Consider the following 23,612-nt stretch of genomic DNA (forward strand, 5'->3'; position numbering starts at 1 on the left):
GACCGACCCCGGGGTCAAGCCTCCAAGGTTCGCCGTGTACTCGTATGACTTGTATGGCTCGTACGCATGTGGTGCCCCGTACGCAGACGGCTCGCGCGCCCATGTCCCGTGCCCACTCTGAGAGGGGGAGGCAGCACCAGTGACCAACATTCCCGAGACCGGCAGGACCCCACGGGTCCAGATCCGACTCGTCGCCATCCAGATCCTCGTCCTCTCCCTCCTCGGCACCCTCGGCGGCCGCCTCTGGTACCTCCAGATCCGCAACGGCCAGGAGTACGCCAAGGAAGCCTCCGGCAACCACGTCCAGCAGGTCGTCCAGCCCGCGGTGCGCGGTTCGATCCTCGACGCGCGCGGTGTGCCGATCGCCGACAACGAGACCCGGCTCGTGGTCTCCGCCTCCCGCACCGACCTGATGAAGATGCAGGACGACGGCAAGGCGGTGCTGACCAAGCTGGCCGGCGTGCTCGGCATGAAGCCCGAGGACGTCATCCAGAAGGTCCGGCTGTGCGACGCGAAGACGCCGCAGCCCTGCTGGAACGGCTCCCCGTACCAGCCCATCCCCATCACCGACGAGGCCACCGCCAAGCAGGCCCTGCAGATCCGTGAGCGCTCCGAGGACTTCCCCGGCATCAGCGCCGAGCCCGAGGCCGTACGCCGCTACGCCGCCCCCGGCAAGGCCAACACCGCCCAGGTCCTCGGTTATCTCTCGCCCGTCACGGACGCCGAGATCACCCAGGCCAAGGACAGCAGCTCGCCCTACCTCCGCTCGGACCAGGTCGGCCGCTCCGGCCTCGAGCGCCAGTACGACAAGGAGCTGCGCGGCAAGGCCGGCGTCACCCGCTACGAGGTCGACAACCTCGGCCGGGTGATCGGCAAGGCCAAGAGCGACGCGGCGCAGTCCGGTTCCAACCTCGTCACCAGCATCGACTCCCGCGTCCAGCGGGTCGCCGAGTACGAGCTGGACACGGCGATGAAGGCCGCCCGCAAGCAGTACGACAAGATCACCAGCGAGAACTACAAGGCCGACTCGGGCGCCGTCGTCGTGATGGAGGCCAAGACCGGCCGGATCGTCGCCATGGCGTCCGCCCCGACTTACGACCCGAACGCCTGGGTCGGCGGCATCTCGGCCAAGGACTACAAGGCCCTCACCGGAAAGAACTCCGACTACCCGCTGCTCAACAGGGCCATACAGGGTCAGTCCGCGCCCGGTTCGACCTTCAAGGTGGTCTCCACGGCCGCCGCGGTCGAGGCCGGCTACGAGTGGGACGGCGGCTACCCCTGCACCAGCTCGTACTCGGTGGGCGGCCAGGTCTTCAAGAACTTCGAGGGCGAGAACTTCGGCCCCATCTCGCTCGGCCGGGCCCTCGAGGTCTCCTGCGACACCGTCTTCTACGGCCTCGCGGACAACGAGTGGAAGAAGGACGGCGGCATCAACCCCAAGAAGGGGGAGCCGAAGGACTACTTCTTCAAGGCCGCCCACCAGTTCGGCCTCGGCAAGGAGACCGGCGTCGACCTGCCCAACGAGGTCACGGGCCGCGTGCCGGACCGCCAGTGGAAGCAGAGCTACTGGAAGGCCAACAAGGACGTCTGGTGCAAGACCGGCAAGAAGGACGGCGACTACGTCCAGAAGATCGCGTACGAGAACTGCCTCGAGGGCAACAAGATGCGCGAGGGTGACGAGATCAACTACTCCATCGGCCAGGGCGACACCCTCGTCACGCCGATCCAGGAGGCCATGATCTACGGGGCGCTCGCCAACGGCGGCACCGTCCACGCGCCGACCATCGGCAAGGCGATCGTCAGCGCCGACGGCAAGACCGTCCAGGAGATCAAGCCCAAGGTCAAGGGCAAGCTCCCGATCAGCAAGGACACGCTCAAGGGCATGAACTCGGCCCTCGAAGGCGTCGTCACCCGCGGTACCGCCGCCTGGAAGTTCGGCGGCTGGCCGCAGGACAAGATCACGCTGCACGCCAAGACCGGTACCGCCGAGGTCTACGGCAAGCAGACCACGTCCTGGTTCGCCACGTACACCAAGGACTACACGGTCGTCATGACCATCGCCCAGGCCGGTACGGGTTCCGGCGCCTCCGGTGAGGCTGTGCGCAACATCTACAACGCGCTGTACGGCGTCCAGGCCGACGGCTCCATCGACAACTCGAAGGCCCTCCTCCCCACCCCGCAGAAGGGCCTGCCGAAGATCCAGACGGACGGTTCGATCGACACCCCGGAGATCTCCAAGGACCCCGTCAAGGACCTCCAGGCCAGCGAGTCGCCCTCACCCGGGGCCACCGACCAGCAGCTGCCCGCGGGCACCACGCCGTCCCCGACGGCCAGTAACCGCAACACCCGAAGGCGTACGGACCGTCCGAAGAAGCGGCGGGGGACGAGGATCCTGACATGACCGGAGCGAACAACTTCTCCGTCTCCGGCTACGGCCCCGCCCGGGGCGGGATGTCGCGGCTCCTGGCCCGCGACTCACTGGCCCGCCGCCTCGACTGGCCGATACTGCTCTCGGCCATGGCGCTCTCCCTGATCGGCTCGGCCCTCGTCTACTCGGCGACCCGCAACCGCACCGAGATCAACCAGGGCGACCCGTACTACTTCCTCATCCGCCACCTCATGAACACCGGCATCGGCTTCGGCCTGATGGTCGGCACGATCTGGCTCGGCCACCGCACCCTGCGCACGGCGGTCCCGATCCTGTACGGCCTCTCGGTCTTCATGATCCTGCTGGTGCTCACCCCGCTGGGCGCGACGATCAACGGCCAGCGCAACTGGCTCGTCGCGGGCGGTCTGTCGCTCCAGCCCGCCGAGTTCATCAAGATCACGATCATCCTGGGCATGGCGATGCTGCTGGCGACCCGAGTGGACGCGGGCGACAAGCAGTACCCCGACCACCGCACGGTGCTGCAGGCCCTGGGCCTCGCGGCCGTCCCGATGACGGTCGTGCTGCTCATGCCCGACCTGGGCACGATCATGGTCGCGGTCATCATCGTGCTCGGGGTGCTGCTCGCCTCCGGCGCCTCCAACCGCTGGGTGTTCGGTCTGCTCGGTGCCGGTGCGCTGGGCGCGGTGGCCATCTGGCAGCTCAAGATCCTCGACGAGTACCAGATCAACCGCTTCGCCGCCTTCGCCAACCCCGACCTCGACCCCGCGGGCGTGGGCTACAACACCAACCAGGCCCGTATCGCCATCGGCTCCGGCGGCCTCTTCGGCACGGGCCTCGGCCACGGCTCCCAGACCACCGGCCAGTTCGTCCCCGAACAACAGACAGACTTCGTCTTCACGGTCGCGGGCGAGGAACTGGGCTTCGTGGGCGCGGGCCTGATCCTGCTCCTGCTGGGCGTCGTCCTGTGGCGGGCCTGCCGCATCGCCCGCGAGACCACCGAGCTGTACGGCACGATCGTCGCCGCCGGCATCATCGCCTGGTTCGCCTTCCAGGCCTTCGAGAACATCGGCATGACCCTCGGCATCATGCCGGTCGCGGGCCTACCCCTCCCCTTCGTCTCCTACGGCGGTTCGTCGATGTTCGCGGTGTGGGTGGCGGTGGGGTTGTTGCAGTCGATCAGAGTCCAGCGCCCCATGTCGGCGTAGGCCTCCGGCGGTTGGGCGGGAGGGGGTGCGTTGGTGGGTGGGGGTTCCTTGTCCGCGGGTGGGTCGGGGCTGCGGCCCGGATCCCCGCCGGCTGGGAGGTTCTTTGTCCGCGGGCCGGTGGGGGCTGGTCGCGCAATTCCCCGCGCCCCTGAGGGGTCGCGGCTGCGCCCCGGATCCCCGTCGGTCGGGAGGTTCTTTGGCCGCGGGCGGGTGGGGGCTGGTCGCGCAGTTCCCCGCGCCCCTAAAAGCCTCCGCCTGGCCCGGGTCTTCAGTCCGTCCGGCGTGTGAGGACGAGGCCGTTCAGGCCGATGCGGGGGTCCAGGGGGCGCAGCGCCCCTGGTGGGGTTGAAGGGGCGGAGCCCCTGGGGATGGGACGGGTAGGGGCGGCGGGGGCGAGATCCGGTCGTTCCCGGGAGTCCCGGCAGAGGCTGCCCCTGCCATCCCGGCCCGACAGCCACTAGATTCAGTTCATGGTGGACACCAAGCGCGAAATCGAGCGAAAGTACGAGGGTCCCCCGGCCGGCGGCGACACGCCACTCCCGGACCTGACCGACGTCCCAGGAGTCTCGCGCGTCATCGACAAGGGCGTCGCCGAACTGGACGCCACCTACTACGACACGGCCGACCAGCGGCTCGCCACCGCCTCCCTCACCCTCCGCCGCCGCACCGGCGGCGACGACGCGGGCTGGCACCTCAAACTCCCCGTCTCCGAGGGCGTCCGCGACGAAATCCGCGCCCCCCTCTCCGACTCCGTCCCCGACGACCTGACCGCCCTCGTCCGCTCCCGCGTCCGGGAGGCCGAACTGGTCCCTGTCGTACGTCTCCTGTCGGCCCGTGACGTCCGCCACCTGGTCGACGCCTCCGGCACCCTCCTCGCCGAGGTCAGCGTCGACCGCGTCCGCGCGGAGCGCCTCAGCGGCGGCGCGGGCAGCGCCGAATGGACCGAGATCGAGGTGGAACTCGCCGACGACGGCGACCCGGCCTTCCTCGACAAGGTCGAGAAGAAGCTCCGGAAGGCGGGCCTCAGGCGCTCCGCCTCGGCGTCCAAACTGGCCAAGGCGCTCGAGGACACGGCTCCCCGGAGGTCCACGAAGCCGGGGAAGCCGGAGAAGTCGGAGAAATCAGAGAGATCGGGGAAGGCGGAAAAGGGCGAGAAGGCGACGAAGGCAACAAAGGCGGCGACGGACGCGAAGTCCGGACCCCGCGAGTCGGCCCCGCGTACCGCCGGCGACCACGTCCTCGCCTACGTCCGCGCCCAGCGGGACGCGATCGTCGAGCTGGACCCCGCCGTCCGCCGCGACGTGCCCGACTCCGTGCACCGCATGCGCGTCGCCACCCGCCGCCTCCGCAGCACCTTCCGCTCGTACGGCAAGGTCCTCGACCGCACCGTCACCGGCCCGGTCGGCGACGAGCTGAAGTGGCTCGCCGCCGAGCTGGGCGTCGACCGCGACCAGGAGGTTCTCACCGAGCACCTGACGGCGGCGCTCGACGGCCTCCCGTCCGACCTGATCATGGGCCCCGTCCAGGACCGCCTGGACACCTGGTCGGGGGCCCGCCGCTCCGGCTCCCGGCAACGCCTGATCGCCGTACTGGACGGCAGGCGCTACCTGGACCTGCTGACGACACTGGACACCCTGGTGGCCGGGCCGCCCCTGCTGGAGGCGGCCTCGAAGGAGCCCGAGAAGGTGATCGCCAAGGCCGTACGGAAGGACTTCAAGAAGGTCGCCGACCTGGTAGGGCAGGCCCTGGAGCTGTCGCCCGGCTCCGAGCGCGACCTCGCGATGCACGACGCCCGCAAGAAGGCCAAGCGCACGCGCTACGCGGCCGAGACGGCCACCCCCGCGCTCGGTGAACCCGCCGCCGAGCTGGTCAAGTCGATGAAGTCCCTGCAGACCCTGCTGGGCGACCACCAGGACAGCGTGATGGTCCGCGAGACCCTGCGGGAGCTGGCGACCGAGGCGCAGGGGGCGGACGAGAACGCGTTCACGTACGGGGTGCTGTACGGCCGTGAGGAGCAGCGGGCGGCGGCGGCGGAAGCGGCGCTGCCGGGGGAGTGGGAGGCGATCGAGGACAAGGGTGCCGTCTGAGGCGTACGGGGGCAGGCTCCGGCCGCGTTAGTCTGGATGGTCACCCCTGTCAGTACCTCCCAGCTCACGAAGGTTCGCGAGATGCCTGCCGAAGCCGCTGTATCGGTGTTTCCACAGCTCGAAGCTCTGCTCCCGCATGTGCAGAAGCCGATCCAGTACGTCGGCGGAGAGCTCAACTCCACGGTCAAGCCCTGGGACGCCTGTGACGTCCGCTGGGCGCTGATGTACCCGGACGCCTACGAGGTCGGACTGCCCAACCAGGGCGTCATGATCCTCTACGAGGTGCTGAACGAGCGCGAGGGCGTCCTCGCCGAGCGCACGTACAGCGTCTGGCCGGACCTGGAGGAGCTGATGCGTGAGCACCGGGTCCCCCAGTTCACGGTGGACAGCCACCGCCCGGTGAAGGCCTTCGACGTCTTCGGCCTGTCTTTCTCCACGGAGCTGGGCTACACGAACATGCTGACGGCCCTGGACCTGGCCGGGATCCCGCTGGAGTCCAGGGACCGTACGCTCGACGACCCGATCGTCCTGGCCGGCGGCCACGCGGCGTTCAACCCCGAGCCGATCGCCGACTTCATCGACGCGGCGATCATCGGTGATGGCGAGCAGGCCGTGCTCGACATGACGGAGATCATCCGGGCCTGGAAGGCGGAGGGCCGCCCGGGCGGCCGCGAGGAGGTCCTCTTCCGCCTGGCGAAGACGGGCAACGTCTACATTCCGGCGTTCTATGACGTCGAGTACCTCTCCGACGGCCGTATCGCCCGTGTCGTGCCCAACAAGTCGGGCGTCCCGTGGCGTGTGTCCAAACACACGGTCATGGACCTCGACGAGTGGCCGTACCCCAAGCAGCCGCTGGTCCCGCTGGCCGAGACGGTCCACGAGCGGATGTCGGTGGAGATCTTCCGCGGCTGTACGCGCGGCTGCCGCTTCTGCCAGGCGGGCATGATCACCCGCCCGGTGCGCGAGCGCTCGATCACGGGCATCGGCGAGATGGTGGAGAAGGGCCTGAAGGCGACGGGCTTCGAGGAGGTCGGCCTGCTGTCCCTCTCCTCCGCCGACCACTCGGAGATCGGCGACATCGCCAAGGGCCTGGCCGACCGTTACGAGGAAGACAAGATCGGCCTCTCCCTCCCCTCCACTCGCGTGGACGCCTTCAACGTCGACCTGGCGAACGAGCTGACGAGGAACGGCCGTCGCTCCGGTCTGACCTTCGCGCCGGAGGGCGGCTCCGAGCGCATGCGCAAGGTCATCAACAAGATGGTCTCGGAGGAGGACCTCATCCGGACCGTCTCCACGGCGTACGGCAACGGCTGGCGTCAGGTGAAGCTGTACTTCATGTGCGGTCTGCCGACGGAGACGGACGACGACGTCCTGCAGATCGCCGACATGGCGATGAGCGTGATCGCCGAGGGACGCAAGGTCTCCGGCCAGAACGACATCCGCTGCACGGTGTCGATCGGCGGTTTCGTCCCCAAGCCCCACACCCCCTTCCAGTGGGCGCCCCAGCTCTCCGCCGAGGAGACGGACGCCCGCCTGGAGAAGCTCCGCGACAAGATCCGCGGCGACAAGAAGTACGGCCGCTCCATCGGCTTCCGGTACCACGACGGCAAGCCCGGCATCGTCGAGGGCCTGCTCTCCCGCGGTGACCGCCGCATCGGCGCCGTCATCCGCGCGGTCTACGAGGACGGCGGCCGCTTCGACGGCTGGCGCGAGCACTTCTCGTACGACCGCTGGATGGCCTGCGCCGAGAAGACCCTCCCCGCCTTCGGCGTGGACGTCGACTGGTACACCACCCGCGAGCGCACCTACGAGGAGGTCCTCCCCTGGGACCATCTCGACTCCGGCCTCGACAAGGACTGGCTCTGGGAGGACTGGCAGGACGCCCTCGACGAGACGGAGGTCGAGGACTGCCGCTGGACCCCGTGCTTCGACTGCGGCGTCTGCCCTCAGATGGACACGAGCATCCAGATCGGCCCGACGGGCAAGAAGCTGCTGCCGCTGACCGTCAAGAACGCCGCCCCGGCCCCCGCTGGGAGCGGTCACGCGCACTGAGGTGCGCGGGGCGCTCGATCGGGTGATCGAGGCCCTGGCGGGGGTGGGTGAGGGCGAGGTGGCTGGCGCCTTGGCTGCCGACGGCGCTTGTGTTTGTCGGAAGTCGGCGTCGGGCTGCGGCCCTCGAACACCCCTGCCGGGGCCCAGAGGCTCCTCGGACGTCCACTCGGTGGCGGAGTGGGTCTGAGGCCGATACGGGCCTCAGTGCGGCTACCGGCGGCTTTCCCGTCGGCCCCGCGCTGTTGCGGAGGGCAGTGGCCCGGCGTTGGAATCAAGTGTGAGGCACTTTGGCGGCGCCGAGTCTTCCAGCCGCCCCGCTCCGGGGACGGGGGCCGGCCGGAAAGGGCTCAAGAACGACGCCCTGGGCATGTTCTCCTCGTTGGCCATGGGCCTGGCCTCCACCGGCCCGGCGTACAGCCTGGCCGCCACGCTGGGCATCATCGTCGCCGGGGTCGGACTGCAGGCCCCGATCGTCACCATGCTGGCGTTCATCCCGATGCTGATGGTCGCGTACGCCTTCCGGGAGCTCAACGCGAGCAACGCCGACTGCGGGACCACCTTCACCTGGGCCACCCGAACCTTCGGACCGCGCACCGGCTGGATGGGCGGCTGGGGCCTCATCGTCGCCAACATCATCGTCATGGCGAGCCTCGCCGAGATCGCCGCCACCTACGGCTTCCGGTTGGTGGGCCTGAACGGACTGGCGGAGAACCGGCTGTGGACCACCGTGGCGGGTATCGCCTGGATCGCCGTGCTGACGGTGGTCTGCTACGTCGGCATCGAGTTCTCCGCGGCTGTCCAGCGCTGGCTGTTGTTCCTGGAAGTGGTGATGCTGATCCTGTTCGCCGTCGCCGCGCTGGTCAGGGTCTACACCAGCCCTCCCCCGACGGCGATCCACGTCTCCGTCTCCTGGTTCAACCCCTTCGAGGTGCCCTCGGCAACAGCCCTGACCTCCGGTGTCCTCGCGGGGGTCTTCCTCTACTGGGGCTGGGACACCGCGTTCTCGGTCAACGAGGAAACCGTCGACAGCAGGCGCGTCCCCGGGCGTGCCGCGGTCCTGTCCACCGTGCTGCTCCTGATCATGTACGGGCTGGTGTCCACTTCGACGCAGGCGTTCGCGGGAGTCGGCACCTCGGGTATCGGGCTCGGCAACACGCAGAACGCGGGCGACGTGTTCTCGGCAGTGGGCGAGGCCGTGTTCGGGAGCGACGAGGCGGGGCTGATCCTGTCGAGACTGCTGATCCTGATGGTGCTGACCTCCGCGTTGGCCTCCGCCGAGACCACCATCCTGCCCCTGGCCAGGACCGTCTTCTCCATGGCGGTCCACAAGGCCGTCCCCTCCCGGTTCGCCCGGGTCCACCGCAGGTTCCTCACCCCGACGTGGGGAACCGTCGGCATGGGTGCGGCGTCGATCGTCTTGCTGGTCCTGCTGACGGCGTTCAGCCGGAACGTCCTGGCGGACTCGATCGACTCGGTCGGTCTCGCGATCGCGTTCCAGTACGGACTGACCGGCTTCGCCTGCGTCTGGTACCACCGCAAGGTCCTCACCCGCAGTACCAAAGACCTGGTCTTCAAGGGCGTGTTGCCAGGGCTCGGCGGGCTGATCATGCTCCTGTTGTTCCTCTACGCCGCCTTCGTCGTCTACGCGGACCCCAGATACGGCACGACCAGCGTCGACCTGCCGCTGATCGGCAGGACGGGTGGGGTCACCGTCCTGGGTCTGGGCGCCCTGCTGCTCGGTCTCCTGCTGATGCCGATGGTCACCCGCGGCCACGCCGTGGCCCTCAAACTCCAGCGGAGCCTGCTTCCGCGCCACCTGCCACGGCACGCCGCCGTCGACTCGGCGAGCCGCTACCTGCCCGCCGACAGCGGATCCGGGGTGGGCGGCGACTGGTACGACGTCATCCCCCTGTCGGGCACCCGGGTCGCCCTGGTCGTCGGGGACGTGCTCGGTCACGGCCTGCGCGCAGCGGCCACCATGGGGCGCCTGCGCACGGGTGTGCGCGTCCTGGCCCGGCTGGACCTGAGCCCGGACGAGCTCCTGTCCCGCCTCGACGACCTGGTCGAGCAGACCGCGTACGACGGCGGCGTCGGCCACGGCCCGGGTCACCTGAGGCCGCACGCCGACGCGGCCCTGGGCGTGACCTGCCTGTACGCGGTGTACGACCCCGTCTCGGGGAAGTGCAGTCTGGCGCGGGCCGGGGAGTCGGTGCTGCTGGTCGTCGAACCGCACACGGGTGTCGTCGACCACCCGGAGCTGCCCCCCGGACCGCCGCTGGGAATCGGCGGCGTGCCCTACCAGAGCACGGATCTGGAGCTCCCGCCGGGCAGTCTCGTCGCCCTCTTCACGGGCGGCCTGCTCCAGGCGGCCGACGGCCGTGACGCCGGGCTCGCGCAGCTGTCCCAGGTCCTCGCCGACGACCGAGCGTCCCTGGAGGAGTTGTGCGACCGGGCGGTGACCAGCCTGCTGCCCGGGGCGGTGGACGAGGACGCGACGCTGCTCGTCGCCCGCACACGGCTGCTCGACCGGAACCAGTTCACCCAGTGGGAGCTGTCCCCGGACCCGGCGGCGGTGGCCACCATCCGCACCGCCGTCAGCAAGCAGCTCCGCGACTGGGGGCTGGACGACCTGGCGTTCGCGAGCGAGCTCATCGTCAGCGAACTGGTCACCAACGCCATCCGCTACGTCGGCGGCCCGATCCAGGTACGCCTGATCCGCGACCGGACCCTGATCTGCGAGGTCTCCGACACCGGCCACACCACGCCCAATCTGCGGCACGCCGCGAGCGACGACGAGGGAGGCCGGGGTCTGTTCATCATCGCCCAGATGACCCACCACTGGGGCACGCGCTACACACCCACCGGCAAGACGATCTGGACCGAGCAGGACCTGTCACCGGCGGACGCGTGATCGGTGGCGTGATGGCGCACCTGACTCTTCGCCCAGCGCCTCGACTTCGCCCGGCTCCTCGACACCTTCGCTGTCCGGCCTGCGCCTGGGCCCGGGCCTCGGCCCAGGCCCAGCGCGGTGCGGTGCGGGAGCCTCGTTCTACCTACTGAGGTCGGACTACTTGCTGACGGCGAAGCGCATCAGGGCGTGCTCGTCACCCTGCTTGATCTTCCCCGTCACATTGATGACCTCGAGCTTCCAGCTGCCGCCGACCCGAACGGCCTTGGCCACGGCACACCCGTTGTCCTGGGTGAGCAGGCTCGGCCAGATGTCGGCGACCTGCTGAGTGGTGCCGCCGGTCGCGTCGTACACCTTGAAGCTGATGTTGCGTGCCTTCTGGAAGGAACTGCTCTTCTTGAAGGCGGCGGCGACGAACACGATCGACGTGATGTTGGGCGGTATCCGGGCGAACTCGACCGTCACTGTCTCGTCGTCGCCCTCCCCGTGCCCGGTCTGGTTGTCACCGCTGTGGACCAGGGAACCGTTGCCCATGGGGTCGAGGGAGTCGAGCCCTGCCAGACGCACCGGGTCCGCGCCCTGCATCGCGATGGCGATCAGGTCCAGGTCGGTGCCGGTCTTGCGGCGGAGTACGCCCATCACTCCACCGCTGCTGCCCGCGGTGGGATCCCAGGACACTCCGATGGACAGATGGGTGACTCCGTCCAGATCCGCCGGGCCGTCTTCTTTAGTGAGCGTAATCATGCGTGGATCATCCTCTTGGAGACGGGACTGCGACACGCAAAGTGTGCCCGGAGTTCCTGGCGCTTCCCTGGCGGGGGTTGGGAGCTGCTCTTGGCCGGGCGGAACAGTACGACCACCGGATGTTCCACCGGGAGTGCAACCGGCCTCCTGGCGTGCATCCAGATGCCGCGCTGACGCGTCTACAACGGTATGGATCTGGAAAAGTCGCCTGCTGAGCGACCCGCAGTACCGGCCGAGGGGTGCCTCACGGTCGCGATCCGCCTGCCCGTGCGGATCGTCGTCCTTGTGCTCGTCGTGCCGGTACGCATGCTGTGGGACGCCCTGGTGGTCGGCGGAAGGTTTCTGCTGGACACCGTGCTGCGCCCGCTGGGGCGGGTGCTCCGGCGGGTGGCGTGGGCGGTGTTCGTCTGGCCGTGGCTGACGCTGTGGCGCCATGCCGTGGTGCCGGCCGGAAAGGCGCTGGCGTGGCTCGGGTACGTGCTGCTCGTCGTGCCCGCCGTGTGGATGTACGAGACGGTGCTCACGCCCGTCGGACACGCGATCGCCTGGGCGGCGCGGGGCGTCGGCGCCGGGCTCATGTGGGTCCTCCGCGGTGTCGGCGCCGGGTTCGCGTGGGTGTTTCGTGGCATCGGGGCCGTACTCGCCTGGGTGTACGCCCGGGTGCTGGCCCCCGTCGGACGGGCCGTCGCCTGGCTGCTCAGGGGCCTCGGGATCGGGTTCGGGGCGGTCGGGCTCGGGGTGTACCGGGCGGTGGCCTGGCTGGTCCGCCATCTGATCGTCGTACCGGCGCTGTGGCTGTACGAGTGGATCCTCGCCCCCGTCGGACGGGCGATCGCGTGGGCGGCGCGCGGACTCGGGTGGCTCGTACGGATGATCTTCACCGGGATCGGCGCCGCGCTCTATTGGACCCTGCGCGTTCTGCTCGTGCTGCCCGCCCTCGCCCTGTGGCGCTGGGTGCTCGTACCGGTCGGGCGCGTCCTCGCCGTCGTCGCGCGGGAGGTCGGGGACGCGCTCGGGCACGCCTGGCGGGTGGCCGGACACCTCTCGCTCGCCGTCGGCCGGTTCCTCGGACGACTCTTCCGGTGGATCTTCGTCGAGCCCGTGCGGTGGGTGTACCGCAGTGTGCTGACGCCGGTCGGACACGTCGTCCGGGACACCGTCCTGCGGCCCGCCGCCGAGGCCGCGCGCAGTGTGGGCCGCGTGACCCGGCAGGCCCTGGCCACCGCCCGCGAGGCGGCGCGGCAGACCCGCGCCGATATCCGCCGCATGCTCTTCGGCACGCCCCGGGAGACCGGGCGGGTGCCCCTGGCGAAGGTTCCGCGGGAACCGGGAGCCGCCGAGACACGTACTCTAGGTAGCAGTACGACGGCTCTCACGAAGGACTGAACGACACTGGGCAAGCGACAGCCCGAAGGCCCGCCGCCCGCACCCGCGGTGCAGCGCATCCGACTGCGCTACACCAAGCGCGGCCGCCTCCGGTTCACCAGCCACCGTGACTTCCAGCGCGCTTTCGAGCGTGCGCTGCGCCGTGCCGAGGTGCCGATGGCGTACTCGGCGGGGTTCACGCCGCATCCGAAGGTGTCGTACGCCAATGCCGCACCCACCGGCACGGGCAGCGAGGCGGAGTACCTGGAGATCGCGCTCACCCAGACGCGTGACCCTCAGAAGCTGCGCGAGCTCCTCGACGAGTCGCTGCCCGACGGGCTCGACGTCATCGACGCGGTCGAGGCCCGCACCTCGGGTCTCGCCGACCGGCTTACCGCATCCGTCTGGGAGCTGCGCCTCGACGGCGTGGCCCTCGAGGACGCGGAGCGCGCGGTCGACGCCTTCAAGTCGGCCGACGCGGTGGAAGTCCAGCGCAGGACCAAGAACGGGATGCGCACCTTCGACGCCCGCAGTGCCGTGGCGGACCTCGAGGCGCACAGTCCGCAGGCCGATAGGCCGACCGACCAGCCCTGTGCGATACTGCGGCTGGTTGTTCGGCACGTGACGCCTGCCGTACGACCCGACGACGTCCTGTCCGGTCTTCGCGCCGTGGCCGACCTGGCGCCGCCGGTCCCCGCAGCGGTGACCAGGCTGGCGCAGGGGCTGTTCGATGAAGAGACCGGCACGGTGACCGACCCGCTCGCGCCCGACCGCGAGGCAGTCATGGCCGCCCCAGCCGATCGCACAGGGGCCGCCGAAGCTGCCGCCGCGAAGGCGTCGGCGTAAGGAAGGTCCCGCGTAAGGACGGATGTCGTAGCGCCGCCCTCGGATCCGGGAGCCACCTGGGTCGGGCAGCGTACCGACCAGAAGACTTTCGCCAGGCCGTACGCACACATGGCGTACGGAACCGGCGAGACAGGACACAGAGAGCTCCCGTGCGGCGCCCGCGCCCCGGACGGCGGCACCGCGCATCGCGCGAGCCGCGGACGTCACCGGCACTGCCGGACCAGGCGCGGCGCCCGGGAGCCTGACGGGAGATCCACCCGCATGCTCGAGCCGACCGAACCCACTGAGGGTTCCGACAACAACAACACTCCGAGCGACACCCTGCCGCCGCGGCGCCGCCGCCGTGCGGCGTCGCGCCCGGCCGGCCCGCCCACGGGCGCGGCCGAGTCCCAGGCCGTGGCCGAGACCACGGCTCCGGCCATACCGCCGGTGGCATCGGCGGAGGCCATCGCCACCGCCGAGGTCGTCGAGGCGCCCGAGGTCATCGAGGCCGAAGAGACCGAAGAGACCGAAGAGACTGCGGTGGCCGAAGAGACGGTGGAGGAGGCGGTGGCGCAGCCCGCTGCCGCCGAGCCGGTCGAACCCGCCGAGGACGCCGCTCCGCGCCGTACGCGTCGTCGCGCCACCCGCCGGGTGTCCGCGCCCGCCGGTGCGCCGGTGACGGGCGAAGCGGCCCAGGCCGCGGAGACCGTGGTGGCCGCGGCCGCGCCCGCCCAGTCCGCGACCGAGGCCCGGGTCGAAGCGGCCCCCGCGGCCGAAGCGGCCCCTGCCACCGAGACGGCCCCCGCCGTCGAGGAAGCGGCCCCCGCCGCCCGTCCGCGCCGTCGTGCGACCCGTCGCGCCTCCGCGCCGACCGGTGCGCCCAAGGCGGCCGAGACCGCTCAGGCCGCCGAGACCGCTCAGGCCCCCGCGGCCACCGAGACCCCTGAGGTCGTCACGGAGCCCGTCGAGGCGCAGGTCGAAGAGACCCCCGCCGCCGAGGACGCCGCACCTCGTCGCACCACCCGTCGTCGCGCCACCCGGCGCGCCTCCGCGCCCGCCGGTGCGCCCGAGGGCGACGCCGCCGACGAGCGTGTGGAGGCGCCCGTGACCAGCGAGACCAGCCCCAGCGAGAGCAAGCCCGCCGAGCCCGCCGCCGAGACCCAGCCCGCCGCCGAGGCCGAGACCGCCGAGGACGGCGCCCCGCGCCGTACCCGCCGCCGTGCCACGCGCAAGGCCGCCGTCGGTTTCTCCGCTCCCGCGCCGAAGGAGGCCGAGTCCGCACGGCGTCCCGCGCGTCCCGCCGTCGCCGTGTTCCAGGCGCCCGTGTTCACCGAGCCGATGTTCCAGACGCCGGAGCGGGCCGCCGCCGCGGCCGCCGCCGAGGCGGCGGAAGTGGCCGCCGAGACCACCGAGGCGCCCGAGGCCGAAGAGGTCGTCGAGGCACCCGTGGCCGTCGAGGAGGAGACCGGCGGACGCCGTCGCCGTCGTCGCCGGGTCGTCGAGGAGGCGCCCGTGGCCGCGGAGCCCGTCGACGAGGTGGAGGAACCCGAGGAGTCGGCCGAGTCCGCCGAGGACGTCGAGGACGGCATCGAGGGTGACGAGTCCGAGGAGGAGTCCGCGGGCTCGCGCCGCCGTCGCCGTCGTGGTGGCCGTCGCCGTCGCCGTGGCGAGTCCGCCGAGGCGGACGGTGAGGCCGGTGACGACGAGTACGCCGCCGAGCAGGCCGCGCAGGACGCCGAGGACACCGCCGAGCAGGCCGAGGAGGACGCCGAGGAGGCGGACGAGCGCGACGAGCCGGGCGGTTCCGGCTCCAGCAGCAGCCGTCGCCGTCGTCGCCGTCGCCGTCGTGCCGGTGACTCCGGCCCCGAGGCCGAGCCCGGCGAGAACGACCCCGAGCGCACCGTCGTCAAGGTCCGCGAGCCGCGCGGCAAGAAGGACGAGCGGCCCGGCGATGGCACGGACGAGGTGCAGTCCATCAAGGGCTCGACCCGCCTCGAGGCCAAGAAGCAGCGCCGTCGTGAAGGGCGTGAGCAGGGCCGCCGTCGCGTTCCGATCATCACCGAGGCCGAGTTCCTGGCCCGTCGTGAGGCCGTCGAGCGCGTGATGGTCGTCCGACAGAGCGGCGAGCGCACCCAGATCGGCGTCCTCGAGGACAACGTGCTCGTCGAGCACTACGTCAACAAGGAGCAGTCGACCTCGTACGTCGGCAACGTCTACCTGGGCAAGGTCCAGAACGTGCTGCCGTCGATGGAGGCCGCCTTCATCGACATCGGCAAGGGCCGCAACGCCGTGCTCTACGCCGGTGAGGTCAACTTCGAGGCGCTCGGCATGGCCAACGGGCCGCGCCGCATCGAGAGCGCCCTGAAGTCCGGCCAGTCGGTCCTCGTGCAGGTCACCAAGGACCCGATCGGCCACAAGGGCGCCCGCCTCACCAGCCAGGTCTCCCTGCCCGGCCGCTACCTGGTCTACGTGCCCGAGGGCTCGATGACCGGCATCAGCCGCAAGCTGCCCGACACCGAGCGCGCGCGCCTGAAGACCATCCTCAAGAAGATCGTCCCCGAGGACGCGGGCGTCATCGTGCGCACCGCCGCCGAGGGCGCGAGCGAGGACGAGCTGAGCCGCGACGTCGAGCGACTGCAGGCGCAGTGGGAGGACATCCAGAAGAAGGCGAAGAGCGGCAACGCTCCGACCCTGCTGTACGGCGAGCCGGACATGACCGTCCGGGTCGTCCGCGACATCTTCAACGAGGACTTCACCAAGGTCATCGTCAGCGGCGACGAGGCGTGGGAGACCATCCACGGGTACGTGTCCCACGTCGCGCCCGACCTGTCCGACCGCCTCTCGAAGTGGACCTCCGAGGTCGACGTCTTCGCGACGTACCGCATCGACGAGCAGCTGATGAAGGCCCTGGACCGCAAGGTCTGGCTGCCCAGCGGCGGTTCGCTGGTGATCGACAAGACCGAGGCCATGGTCGTGGTCGACGTCAACACCGGCAAGTTCACCGGTCAGGGCGGCAACCTCGAAGAGACCGTGACCAGGAACAACCTGGAGGCGGCCGAGGAGATCGTGCGCCAGCTGCGGCTGCGCGACCTGGGCGGCATCGTCGTCATCGACTTCATCGACATGGTCCTGGAGTCCAACCGGGACCTGGTGCTGCGGCGCCTCCTGGAGTGCCTGGGACGCGACCGTACGAAGCACCAGGTGGCCGAGGTGACCTCACTGGGTCTCGTCCAGATGACGCGCAAGCGTGTCGGACAAGGCCTGCTGGAGTCCTTCTCGGAGACCTGCGTCCACTGCAACGGCCGTGGCGTGATCGTGCACATGGAGCAGCCGACCTCCGTCGGAGGCGGCGGCAAGCGCAAGAAGCGCGGCCGTGGTGGTGCCGAGCACGACCACGAGCTCGAGCACACGCACGAGATCGCGGAGGAGCCGGAGACGGTCGAGAGCGAGGCCGAGGTGGCCGCCGAGGTCGCCGCGCCCGTCGCGCTGGTCGAGGCCGAGTTCCAGCCGGACGAGGAGCTGTACAGCAGCGCCGCCGAGGCGGAGGCCGCGGCTTCCCGTGGCGGCCGTTCGCGGCGCCGGGCGACCCGGCGCGTGTCGGCTCCCGCGGGTGCGCCGAGGGCCGAGGAGCGTGCTCCCCGGAGCCGCCGTGAGGAGCGGGCCGAGCGGACCGAGCGGGCTCTGACGTCCCGCGAGGCCGCCGAGTCCGAGCCGGTCGCGGTCGAGGACCCGGTCGTCGAGGCTCCCGAGGTCACGTCGGCGCCCGAGGCCGCCCCGGCCGCCGTAACCGAGGACGAGGCCGCTCCCAAGGGCCGTACGCGCCGTCGTGCGACGCGCAAGGTGTCGGCTCCGGCCGGTTCCCCGAAGGCGGCGGAAGAGACCGTGGTGACGGTCACGGAGCCGGTCGCGGCGCCCGTGTCCGAGGCCGCCGCCGAGGTCGTCGAAGCAGAGCCCGAGACGGTCGTCGAGGCGCCCGCCGCGCCGGCCCGCCCGCGTCGCCGCGCCGTCCGCAAGGCCACCGCGCCCACCGCGTCCGAGGAGGCGGCCGTCGTGGTCGTCCCGTCGGCCGCGGCTGAGCCGGTCGAGGCCCCTGAAGCGCCCGAGACGGCGCCCGAGGCCGAGGCGGAGGCCGACACCGAGGCCGCGGCTCCGGCCAAGAAGACGGCCGCCCGCAAGACGGCCAAGAAGGCGACGGCGAAGAAGGCCGCCACCAAGAAGACGGCGGCCAAGAAGACGGTCGCCAAGAAGGCCACGGCCAAGAAGGCGACCGCCGCGAAGAAGACGGCCGCGAAGACGACCGCGAAGAAGACCGCGGCGGCCGAGCAGCAGGACCGTCCCACGGTCTCGGCGACCACCGAGGACTGACGCGCAACGGGCGGAGGGGAGCGACGGAAGTCGGTCCCCTCCGCCCCCGCGAGGCCCGGTTTGACCCCTCAAGCCGGGCCCCGTAACCTAGACCGTCGGCGTGTCCCCTGACGCGCCGCACCCCCGTAAACCTCTTCCTCCCGGAATTCCGCGTGTCATGCGTGTTCGCATGCCGTGCGCTTCGGGAGAGGCCGCTCGCGCAGCGCGTGGCTGGACTGCGGGGTTCCGTTCCGAGCGAGAGAGAGATCCGCGTGTACGCCATCGTGCGCAGCGGTGGTCGCCAGCACAAGGTTGCTGTCGGCGACATCGTTGAGGTTGACAAGATTCCCACTGCCAAGGTTGGCGACACGGTCGAGCTCTCGACCCTGCTCGTTGTCGACGGCGACGCCGTGACCAGCGACCCGTGGGTCCTTGCCGGCATCAAGGTCCAGGCCGAGATCGTGGACCACCACAAGGGCGTCAAGATCGACATCCTTCGCTACAAGAACAAGACCGGTTACCGCCGTCGTCAGGGCCACCGCCAGCAGTACACGGCGATCAAGGTCACTGAGATCCCCGCGGCTGCGAAGTAAGGGACTGAGGAGAGATGGCACACAAGAAGGGCGCATCGTCCACTCGGAACGGTCGCGACTCCAATGCTCAGCGGCTCGGCGTGAAGCGCTTCGGCGGTCAGGTCGTCAACGCCGGTGAGATCCTGGTCCGCCAGCGCGGTACCCACTTCCACCCGGGCAACGGCGTCGGCCGTGGCAAGGACGACACGCTGTTCGCCCTTGACGCCGGTGCGGTGGAGTTCGGTACCCACCGTGGCCGCAAGGTCGTGAACATCGTTCCGGTCGCCTGACCGGTTCTTTCGCGAGGCGGACCTCACTTCCCGTACGGGAAGCGGGTCCGCCTTTCGCGTGTTTTGTAGAGAAGCGGCTCTGTGGCATACAGGGCTGTGCAGGACTTTCGTACGTAACTGGAGGCACATCCCATGACCACCTTCGTGGACCGCGTCGAGCTGCACGTCGCCGCGGGTAGCGGAGGCCACGGCTGTGCCTCCGTACACCGGGAGAAGTTCAAGCCGCTCGGCGGCCCGGACGGTGGCAACGGCGGCCGGGGCGGTGACGTGATGCTGGTCGTCGACCAGTCCGTCACCACGCTGCTCGACTACCACCACAAGCCGCACCGCAGCGCCACCAACGGCAAGCCCGGCGAGGGCGGCAACCGCTCCGGCAAGGACGGGCAGGACCTGATCCTGCCGGTGCCGGACGGCACGGTCGTGCTCGACGGGGCGGGCAACGTCCTCGCGGACCTCGTCGGCCACGGCACGTCGTACGTCGCCGCGCAGGGCGGTCGCGGTGGCCTCGGCAACGCGGCGCTGGCCTCGGCCCGCCGCAAGGCGCCCGGCTTCGCGCTGCTCGGCGTCCCCGGCGACTTCCAGGACATCGTCCTGGAGCTGAAGACCGTCGCGGACGTGGCGCTCGTGGGCTACCCGAGCGCCGGCAAGTCGTCCCTCATCTCCGTCCTGTCGGCCGCCAAGCCGAAGATCGCGGACTACCCCTTCACGACCCTCGTGCCCAACCTGGGCGTGGTGACGGCGGGCGAGACGGTCTACACGATCGCGGACGTGCCCGGTCTCATCCCCGGCGCCAGCCAGGGCAAGGGCCTCGGCCTCGAGTTCCTCCGCCACGTCGAGCGCTGCAGCGTGCTGGTCCACGTGCTGGACACGGCGACCCTGGAGTCCGAGCGTGACCCGGTCACCGACCTCGACATCATCGAGGAAGAGCTGAAGCAGTACGGCGGCCTCGGCAACCGTCCGCGCATCGTCGTCCTCAACAAGATCGACGTGCCCGACGGCAAGGACCTCGCCGAGATGGTCCGCCCCGACCTGGAGGGTCGCGGCTACCGCGTCTTCGAGGTGTCGGCGGTCGCCCACATGGGCCTGAAGGAGCTGTCCTTCGCCCTCGCCGAGCTGGTCGGCACGGCGCGTGCCGCGAGGCCCAAGGAGGAGGCGACCCGGATCGTCATCCGCCCGAAGGCGGTCGACGACGCCGGCTTCACCGTGGTCCAGGAGGAGGACGGCCTCTACCGCGTGCGCGGCGAGAAGCCCGAACGCTGGGTCCGTCAGACCGACTTCAACAACGACGAGGCCGTCGGCTACCTCGCCGACCGCCTCAACCGCCTCGGCGTCGAGGCGGAGCTGATGAAGGCGGGTGCCCGCTCGGGCGACGGCGTCGCCATCGGTCCCGAGGAGAACGCGGTCGTCTTCGACTGGGAGCCCACCGTCATGGCCGGTGCGGAGATGCTCGGCCGCCGTGGCGAGGACCACCGCCTCGACGTCCCGCGGCCCGCCGCACAGCGCCGCCGCGACAAGCAGGCGGAGCGGGACGAGGCGGACAAGGAGTACGACGACTTCGAGCCGTTCTAGGCCGACGCTCGGCCGCGAGTTGCTCGCACAGTTCCCCGCGCCCCTTCTTGGGGGCGCGGGGAACTGCGCGTCTTGGGGGCGCGGGGAACTGCGCGATCTTTTGAGGGTCTGGGGGGCGGCCCCCAAGCGGGGAGGGTCGCCCTTCGTTTGTTTGTCATGCCCTTGATGAACTCCGTTCAGCGAGCGGGCCACTGCGCCATGTGAGCCTCCCGATGTCCAAGGGGCCACCGACGCAGGGGAGTTCACCGATGACCGGAACCGTCTCGCGCGATCGACGCTGCTTTCTCACCGCCGGCGCGGCGGCCTTGGGCGCCGCCGCGACCAGCCAGTTGTGGCTGCCGGGCACCGCTCGCGCCGCCGAACCCCAGCTCCCCGACGGGGTGTTCACTCTCGGCGTCGCCTCCGGCGACCCGCTGCCCGACGCCGTCGTGCTGTGGACCAGGCTCGCCCCCGACCCGCTGAACGGCGGCGGCATGCCCGACCGCGCGGTACCGGTGCAGTGGGAGATCGCCGAGGACTCCCGTTTCAGGAAGCCGGTGCGCAGGGGCCTCGCGCAGGCGCTGCCCGAGTACGGGCACAGCGTCCACGTCGACGTCCGCGGACTGCGCCCGGGCCGCGCGTACTGGTACCGCTTCCGCGTCGACGGCCAGCTCTCACCGACCGGCCGCACCCGCACCGCCCCGCACCCCCGCAGCTCGGGCGGCCCGCTGCGCGTCGCGCTCGCCTCCTGCCAGAACTGGCAGAACGGCTACTTCACCCCGTACGCCGACATGCTCGCCCAGGACCCCCGACTTCGTGCTCTTCGTCGGTGACTACATCTACGAGTCCGCGCCGGCGGCGACGGCCGTCCGCCGGCACGAGGGCGGCGGGGAGCCGTACACCCTGGTCCAGTACCGCAACCGCTACGCGCAGTACCGCACCGACCCGCACCTCATGGCGATGCACGCCGCCGCGCCCTGGGTGGTCACCTTCGACGACCACGAGGTCGACAACGACTTCGCCGGGGAGATCCCGCAGGACCCGGCCAAGCAGTCGCACGACGCGTTCGTGGCCCGGCTGACCGCCGCCTACCAGGCGTACTACGAGCACATGCCGGTCCGGGCGACCGCGGTGCCGAACGGTCCGCACATCCGGATGTACCGGCGGCTCGACTTCGGCCGGCTGGCCCGGCTGAACGTCCTGGACACCCGGCAGTTCCGCAGTGACCAGGCGACCACCCGGGCGGGCGCCGAGGACCCCTCGATGACCATGCTCGGCGTCGAGCAGAAGGCCTGGCTGCTGCGCGGGCTGCGCCACTCACCGACCCGCTGGAACCTGATCGCCTCGCAGATCATGATGGCCGAGACCGATCTGCAGATCGGCCCGGGCAAGCTCTGGTTCTACGACGTCTGGGACGGCTACCAGGCCGAACGCAACGCGCTCATGGGGGAGTTGGCCGCCGTACGCAACCCCGTCGTGCTGACCGGCGACCGTCACCTCACCATGGTCAGCGACCTCAAGAAGGACTTCGCCGACCCGGAGTCCGACGTCGTCGGCGCCGAGTTCGTCGGGACCTCCATCTCCAGCGGCGGCGACCAGGACCAGGTGGCCTTCCATGACGAGTGGGATCCGCGGATGCCGGACAACCCGCACTGGAAGTTCATCGACGCCCACCGCGGCTACCATCTCTTCGACATCCGGCGCGACGGTATCGACGCCACCGTGCGCGCCCCGGAGACCGTGCTGCGGCCGGACGCCGCGTCCGGCACGCTGGCCCGGCTGCGGGTCGAGGCGGGGAAGCCGGGCGTACGCCTGATCTGAGCAGAGCTGTTCTGGGACTCCTGGGACTCATGTGGGTCCCAGGACATTCTCAGGTAAGGCTCAGGTAAGAGATTTAACGTCCTTTGACCATGGAGAGCGACTGTACGCATCACGACTCGGCGGCCCCTGAGGCGGAGGCCGGCGACACCGCGCCGAAGGGCGCCCCCGCGCCGCTGCCCCCCGGCACCCGGCTGCTGCACATCGGCCCGCACAAGACCGGGACCACGTCGATCCAGGGCGCCCTGTTCGCCGCGAAGGACGCGATGGCCGGCCACGGCGTCGACTTCCCGGCCCACAGCAGGCACCCGATGGAAGCCGCCCTCGCGGTCTGCGCCCGGCCGGGGATGATGGGTGACACCAAGCCCACCGAGGGCCACTGGAAGCGGCTCGTCGACGCGGTGCACGCCACCGGCAGGCGCACCTCGGTGGTCAGCAGCGAGTTCTTCGCCGACGCGCCCGACGACGAGTCCATCGCCCGGATCGTCGACGGCCTCGGCCGGGATCAGGTTCATGTCCTGGTCACCCTGCGGCCGTTGGCGAAGATCATGCCCTCGCAGTGGCAGCAGTACGTGCAGAACGGTCTGCGCATGGGCTACGAGGACTGGCTCGAGCACATGCTGCGCAAGGCTCCGTACGAGAAGCCCAATCCGAGTTTCTGGCGCCGCCACCGCCACGACCGGCTCGTCGAACGCTGGGTGCGGGTCGCCGGCGCCGAGAACGTCACCGTCGTGGTGGTCGACGACCGCGACCGTGATGGTCTGATGCGCACCTTCGAATCCCTCCTCGGTCTGCCCGACGGTCTCCTGGAGCCGGTGCCGGACGCGGCCAATCGCTCACTCACGCTCGCCGAGACCGAAATGCTGCGGAAACTCAATATGGAGTTCCGCGGCAATGGTCTGCCCGACGAGGTCTATTCCAAGATGGTGCGCAACGGCGCCGTCATGCATATGAAGAACACCTGCCGCCCCGCTCCGGACGACGCGCGGATCACCACACCCCGCTGGGCGCTGGAGGCGGCCGCCGGTATCGGCGCGGAGATGGCCGAGCGGATAGCCGTCATGGGCGTACGGGTACTCGGTGACCCGGTGACCCGGTGTCGCTGTCCGCTGTACCCAGCGTTGGAAGTGCCGGGGAGGCGGAGCCGCCGCGGATCGACCCGGAGGTGGCGGCCCACGCGCTGTACGGGGCGCTCGCCGTGGCGGCCGCGACGCCCACGCATCCCGTCTCTGTGCGCTTGGTTCACCAGACCTCGTCGAAGGAACTCGTCCGGGTCCTCGGTCACCGGGTCATCAAGCGTCTGAAGCGGGCGTGAAGAGCGTACGTAAAACGTGTGCAGTTACTCACAGCAAATCCGGACAATACGGTTCGGGATCTCGGAAGTCGCCTGCATGCAAGGTGAATAACCGGTTGCGCGCACATATGCAGCAGAGGGCGCTCACCTTGCATGGCAGTAACAGAA

At 70.4% G+C, this 23,612-nt stretch carries 13 protein-coding genes and 1 pseudogene; 13 read left to right on the plus strand and 1 reads right to left on the minus strand.

Annotated elements, in window-relative coordinates:
* The first annotated feature begins 139 nt into the window (after positions 1 to 139).
* The 5 genes from mrdA (at position 140) to OG819_RS20655 (ending at position 10,644) form a co-directional block, all read left to right on the plus strand.
* Positions 140 to 2,401, plus strand: coding sequence for a penicillin-binding protein 2 (gene mrdA, locus OG819_RS20635; protein WP_266650792.1), 2,262 nt, complete (start codon positions 140 to 142; stop codon positions 2,399 to 2,401).
* On the plus strand, positions 2,398 to 3,594 hold the full coding sequence (gene rodA, locus OG819_RS20640) for a rod shape-determining protein RodA (RefSeq protein WP_266624694.1): 1,197 nt from the start codon (positions 2,398 to 2,400) through the stop codon (positions 3,592 to 3,594). Before mrdA ends, rodA begins: the two co-directional genes overlap by 4 nt.
* 470 nt (positions 3,595 to 4,064) lie before the next feature.
* Positions 4,065 to 5,681 (plus strand): CYTH and CHAD domain-containing protein, encoded by a 1,617-nt coding sequence (locus tag OG819_RS20645; protein WP_266650793.1) that lies wholly within the window; start codon positions 4,065 to 4,067, stop codon positions 5,679 to 5,681.
* An 81-nt stretch (positions 5,682 to 5,762) separates the two neighbouring features.
* A complete protein-coding gene (locus tag OG819_RS20650) occupies positions 5,763 to 7,733 on the plus strand; it encodes a TIGR03960 family B12-binding radical SAM protein (RefSeq protein ID WP_266650794.1) in 1,971 nt (656 codons plus the stop codon).
* Positions 7,734 to 8,100: 367 nt separating this feature from the next.
* Positions 8,101 to 10,644, plus strand: coding sequence for an amino acid permease (locus OG819_RS20655; RefSeq protein WP_266650795.1), 2,544 nt, complete (start codon positions 8,101 to 8,103; stop codon positions 10,642 to 10,644).
* Positions 10,645 to 10,800: 156 nt separating this feature from the next.
* Here the strand turns inward: OG819_RS20655 and OG819_RS20660 are convergent, their stop codons facing one another.
* Positions 10,801 to 11,385 carry a TerD family protein gene (locus tag OG819_RS20660; RefSeq protein ID WP_266624690.1) on the minus strand — a complete coding sequence of 195 codons (585 nt, stop codon included), beginning with the start codon at positions 11,383 to 11,385 and terminating at the stop codon, positions 10,801 to 10,803.
* Between the two features lie 189 nt (positions 11,386 to 11,574).
* Here OG819_RS20660 and OG819_RS20665 point away from each other — a divergent pair, with 189 nt between their 5' ends.
* From OG819_RS20665 to OG819_RS20700, 8 genes and pseudogenes are all read left to right on the plus strand, one after another.
* Entirely contained in the window at positions 11,575 to 12,771 is a 1,197-nt protein-coding gene (locus tag OG819_RS20665; protein WP_266650796.1) for a hypothetical protein, read from the plus strand.
* A gap of 48 nt (positions 12,772 to 12,819) precedes the next feature.
* Positions 12,820 to 13,596: a TIGR03936 family radical SAM-associated protein gene (locus OG819_RS20670; protein ID WP_266650797.1), complete on the plus strand. Its 777-nt coding sequence runs from the start codon at positions 12,820 to 12,822 to the stop codon at positions 13,594 to 13,596.
* Positions 13,597 to 13,857: 261 nt separating this feature from the next.
* Positions 13,858 to 17,943, plus strand: a complete 4,086-nt coding sequence (locus OG819_RS20675) for a ribonuclease E/G (RefSeq protein ID WP_266650798.1) — start codon at positions 13,858 to 13,860, stop codon at positions 17,941 to 17,943.
* 251 nt (positions 17,944 to 18,194) lie between these two features.
* Entirely contained in the window at positions 18,195 to 18,515 is a 321-nt protein-coding gene (gene rplU / locus OG819_RS20680; RefSeq protein WP_054231928.1) for a 50S ribosomal protein L21, read from the plus strand.
* 14 nt (positions 18,516 to 18,529) lie between these two features.
* Positions 18,530 to 18,784: a 50S ribosomal protein L27 gene (gene rpmA, locus OG819_RS20685; protein ID WP_028802588.1), complete on the plus strand. Its 255-nt coding sequence runs from the start codon at positions 18,530 to 18,532 to the stop codon at positions 18,782 to 18,784.
* A 132-nt stretch (positions 18,785 to 18,916) separates the two neighbouring features.
* Positions 18,917 to 20,353, plus strand: coding sequence for a GTPase ObgE (obgE, locus tag OG819_RS20690; RefSeq protein WP_266624686.1), 1,437 nt, complete (start codon positions 18,917 to 18,919; stop codon positions 20,351 to 20,353).
* A gap of 248 nt (positions 20,354 to 20,601) precedes the next feature.
* Positions 20,602 to 22,153, plus strand: a pseudogene (locus OG819_RS20695) (alkaline phosphatase).
* 89 nt (positions 22,154 to 22,242) lie between these two features.
* On the plus strand, positions 22,243 to 23,454 hold the full coding sequence (locus OG819_RS20700; protein WP_266650799.1) for a hypothetical protein: 1,212 nt from the start codon (positions 22,243 to 22,245) through the stop codon (positions 23,452 to 23,454).
* The last annotated feature ends 158 nt before the right edge of the window (positions 23,455 to 23,612 follow it).

The organism is Streptomyces sp. NBC_01549 (assembly GCF_026339955.1).
In the GTDB taxonomy this organism is placed as follows: Bacteria; Actinomycetota; Actinomycetes; order Streptomycetales; family Streptomycetaceae; genus Streptomyces.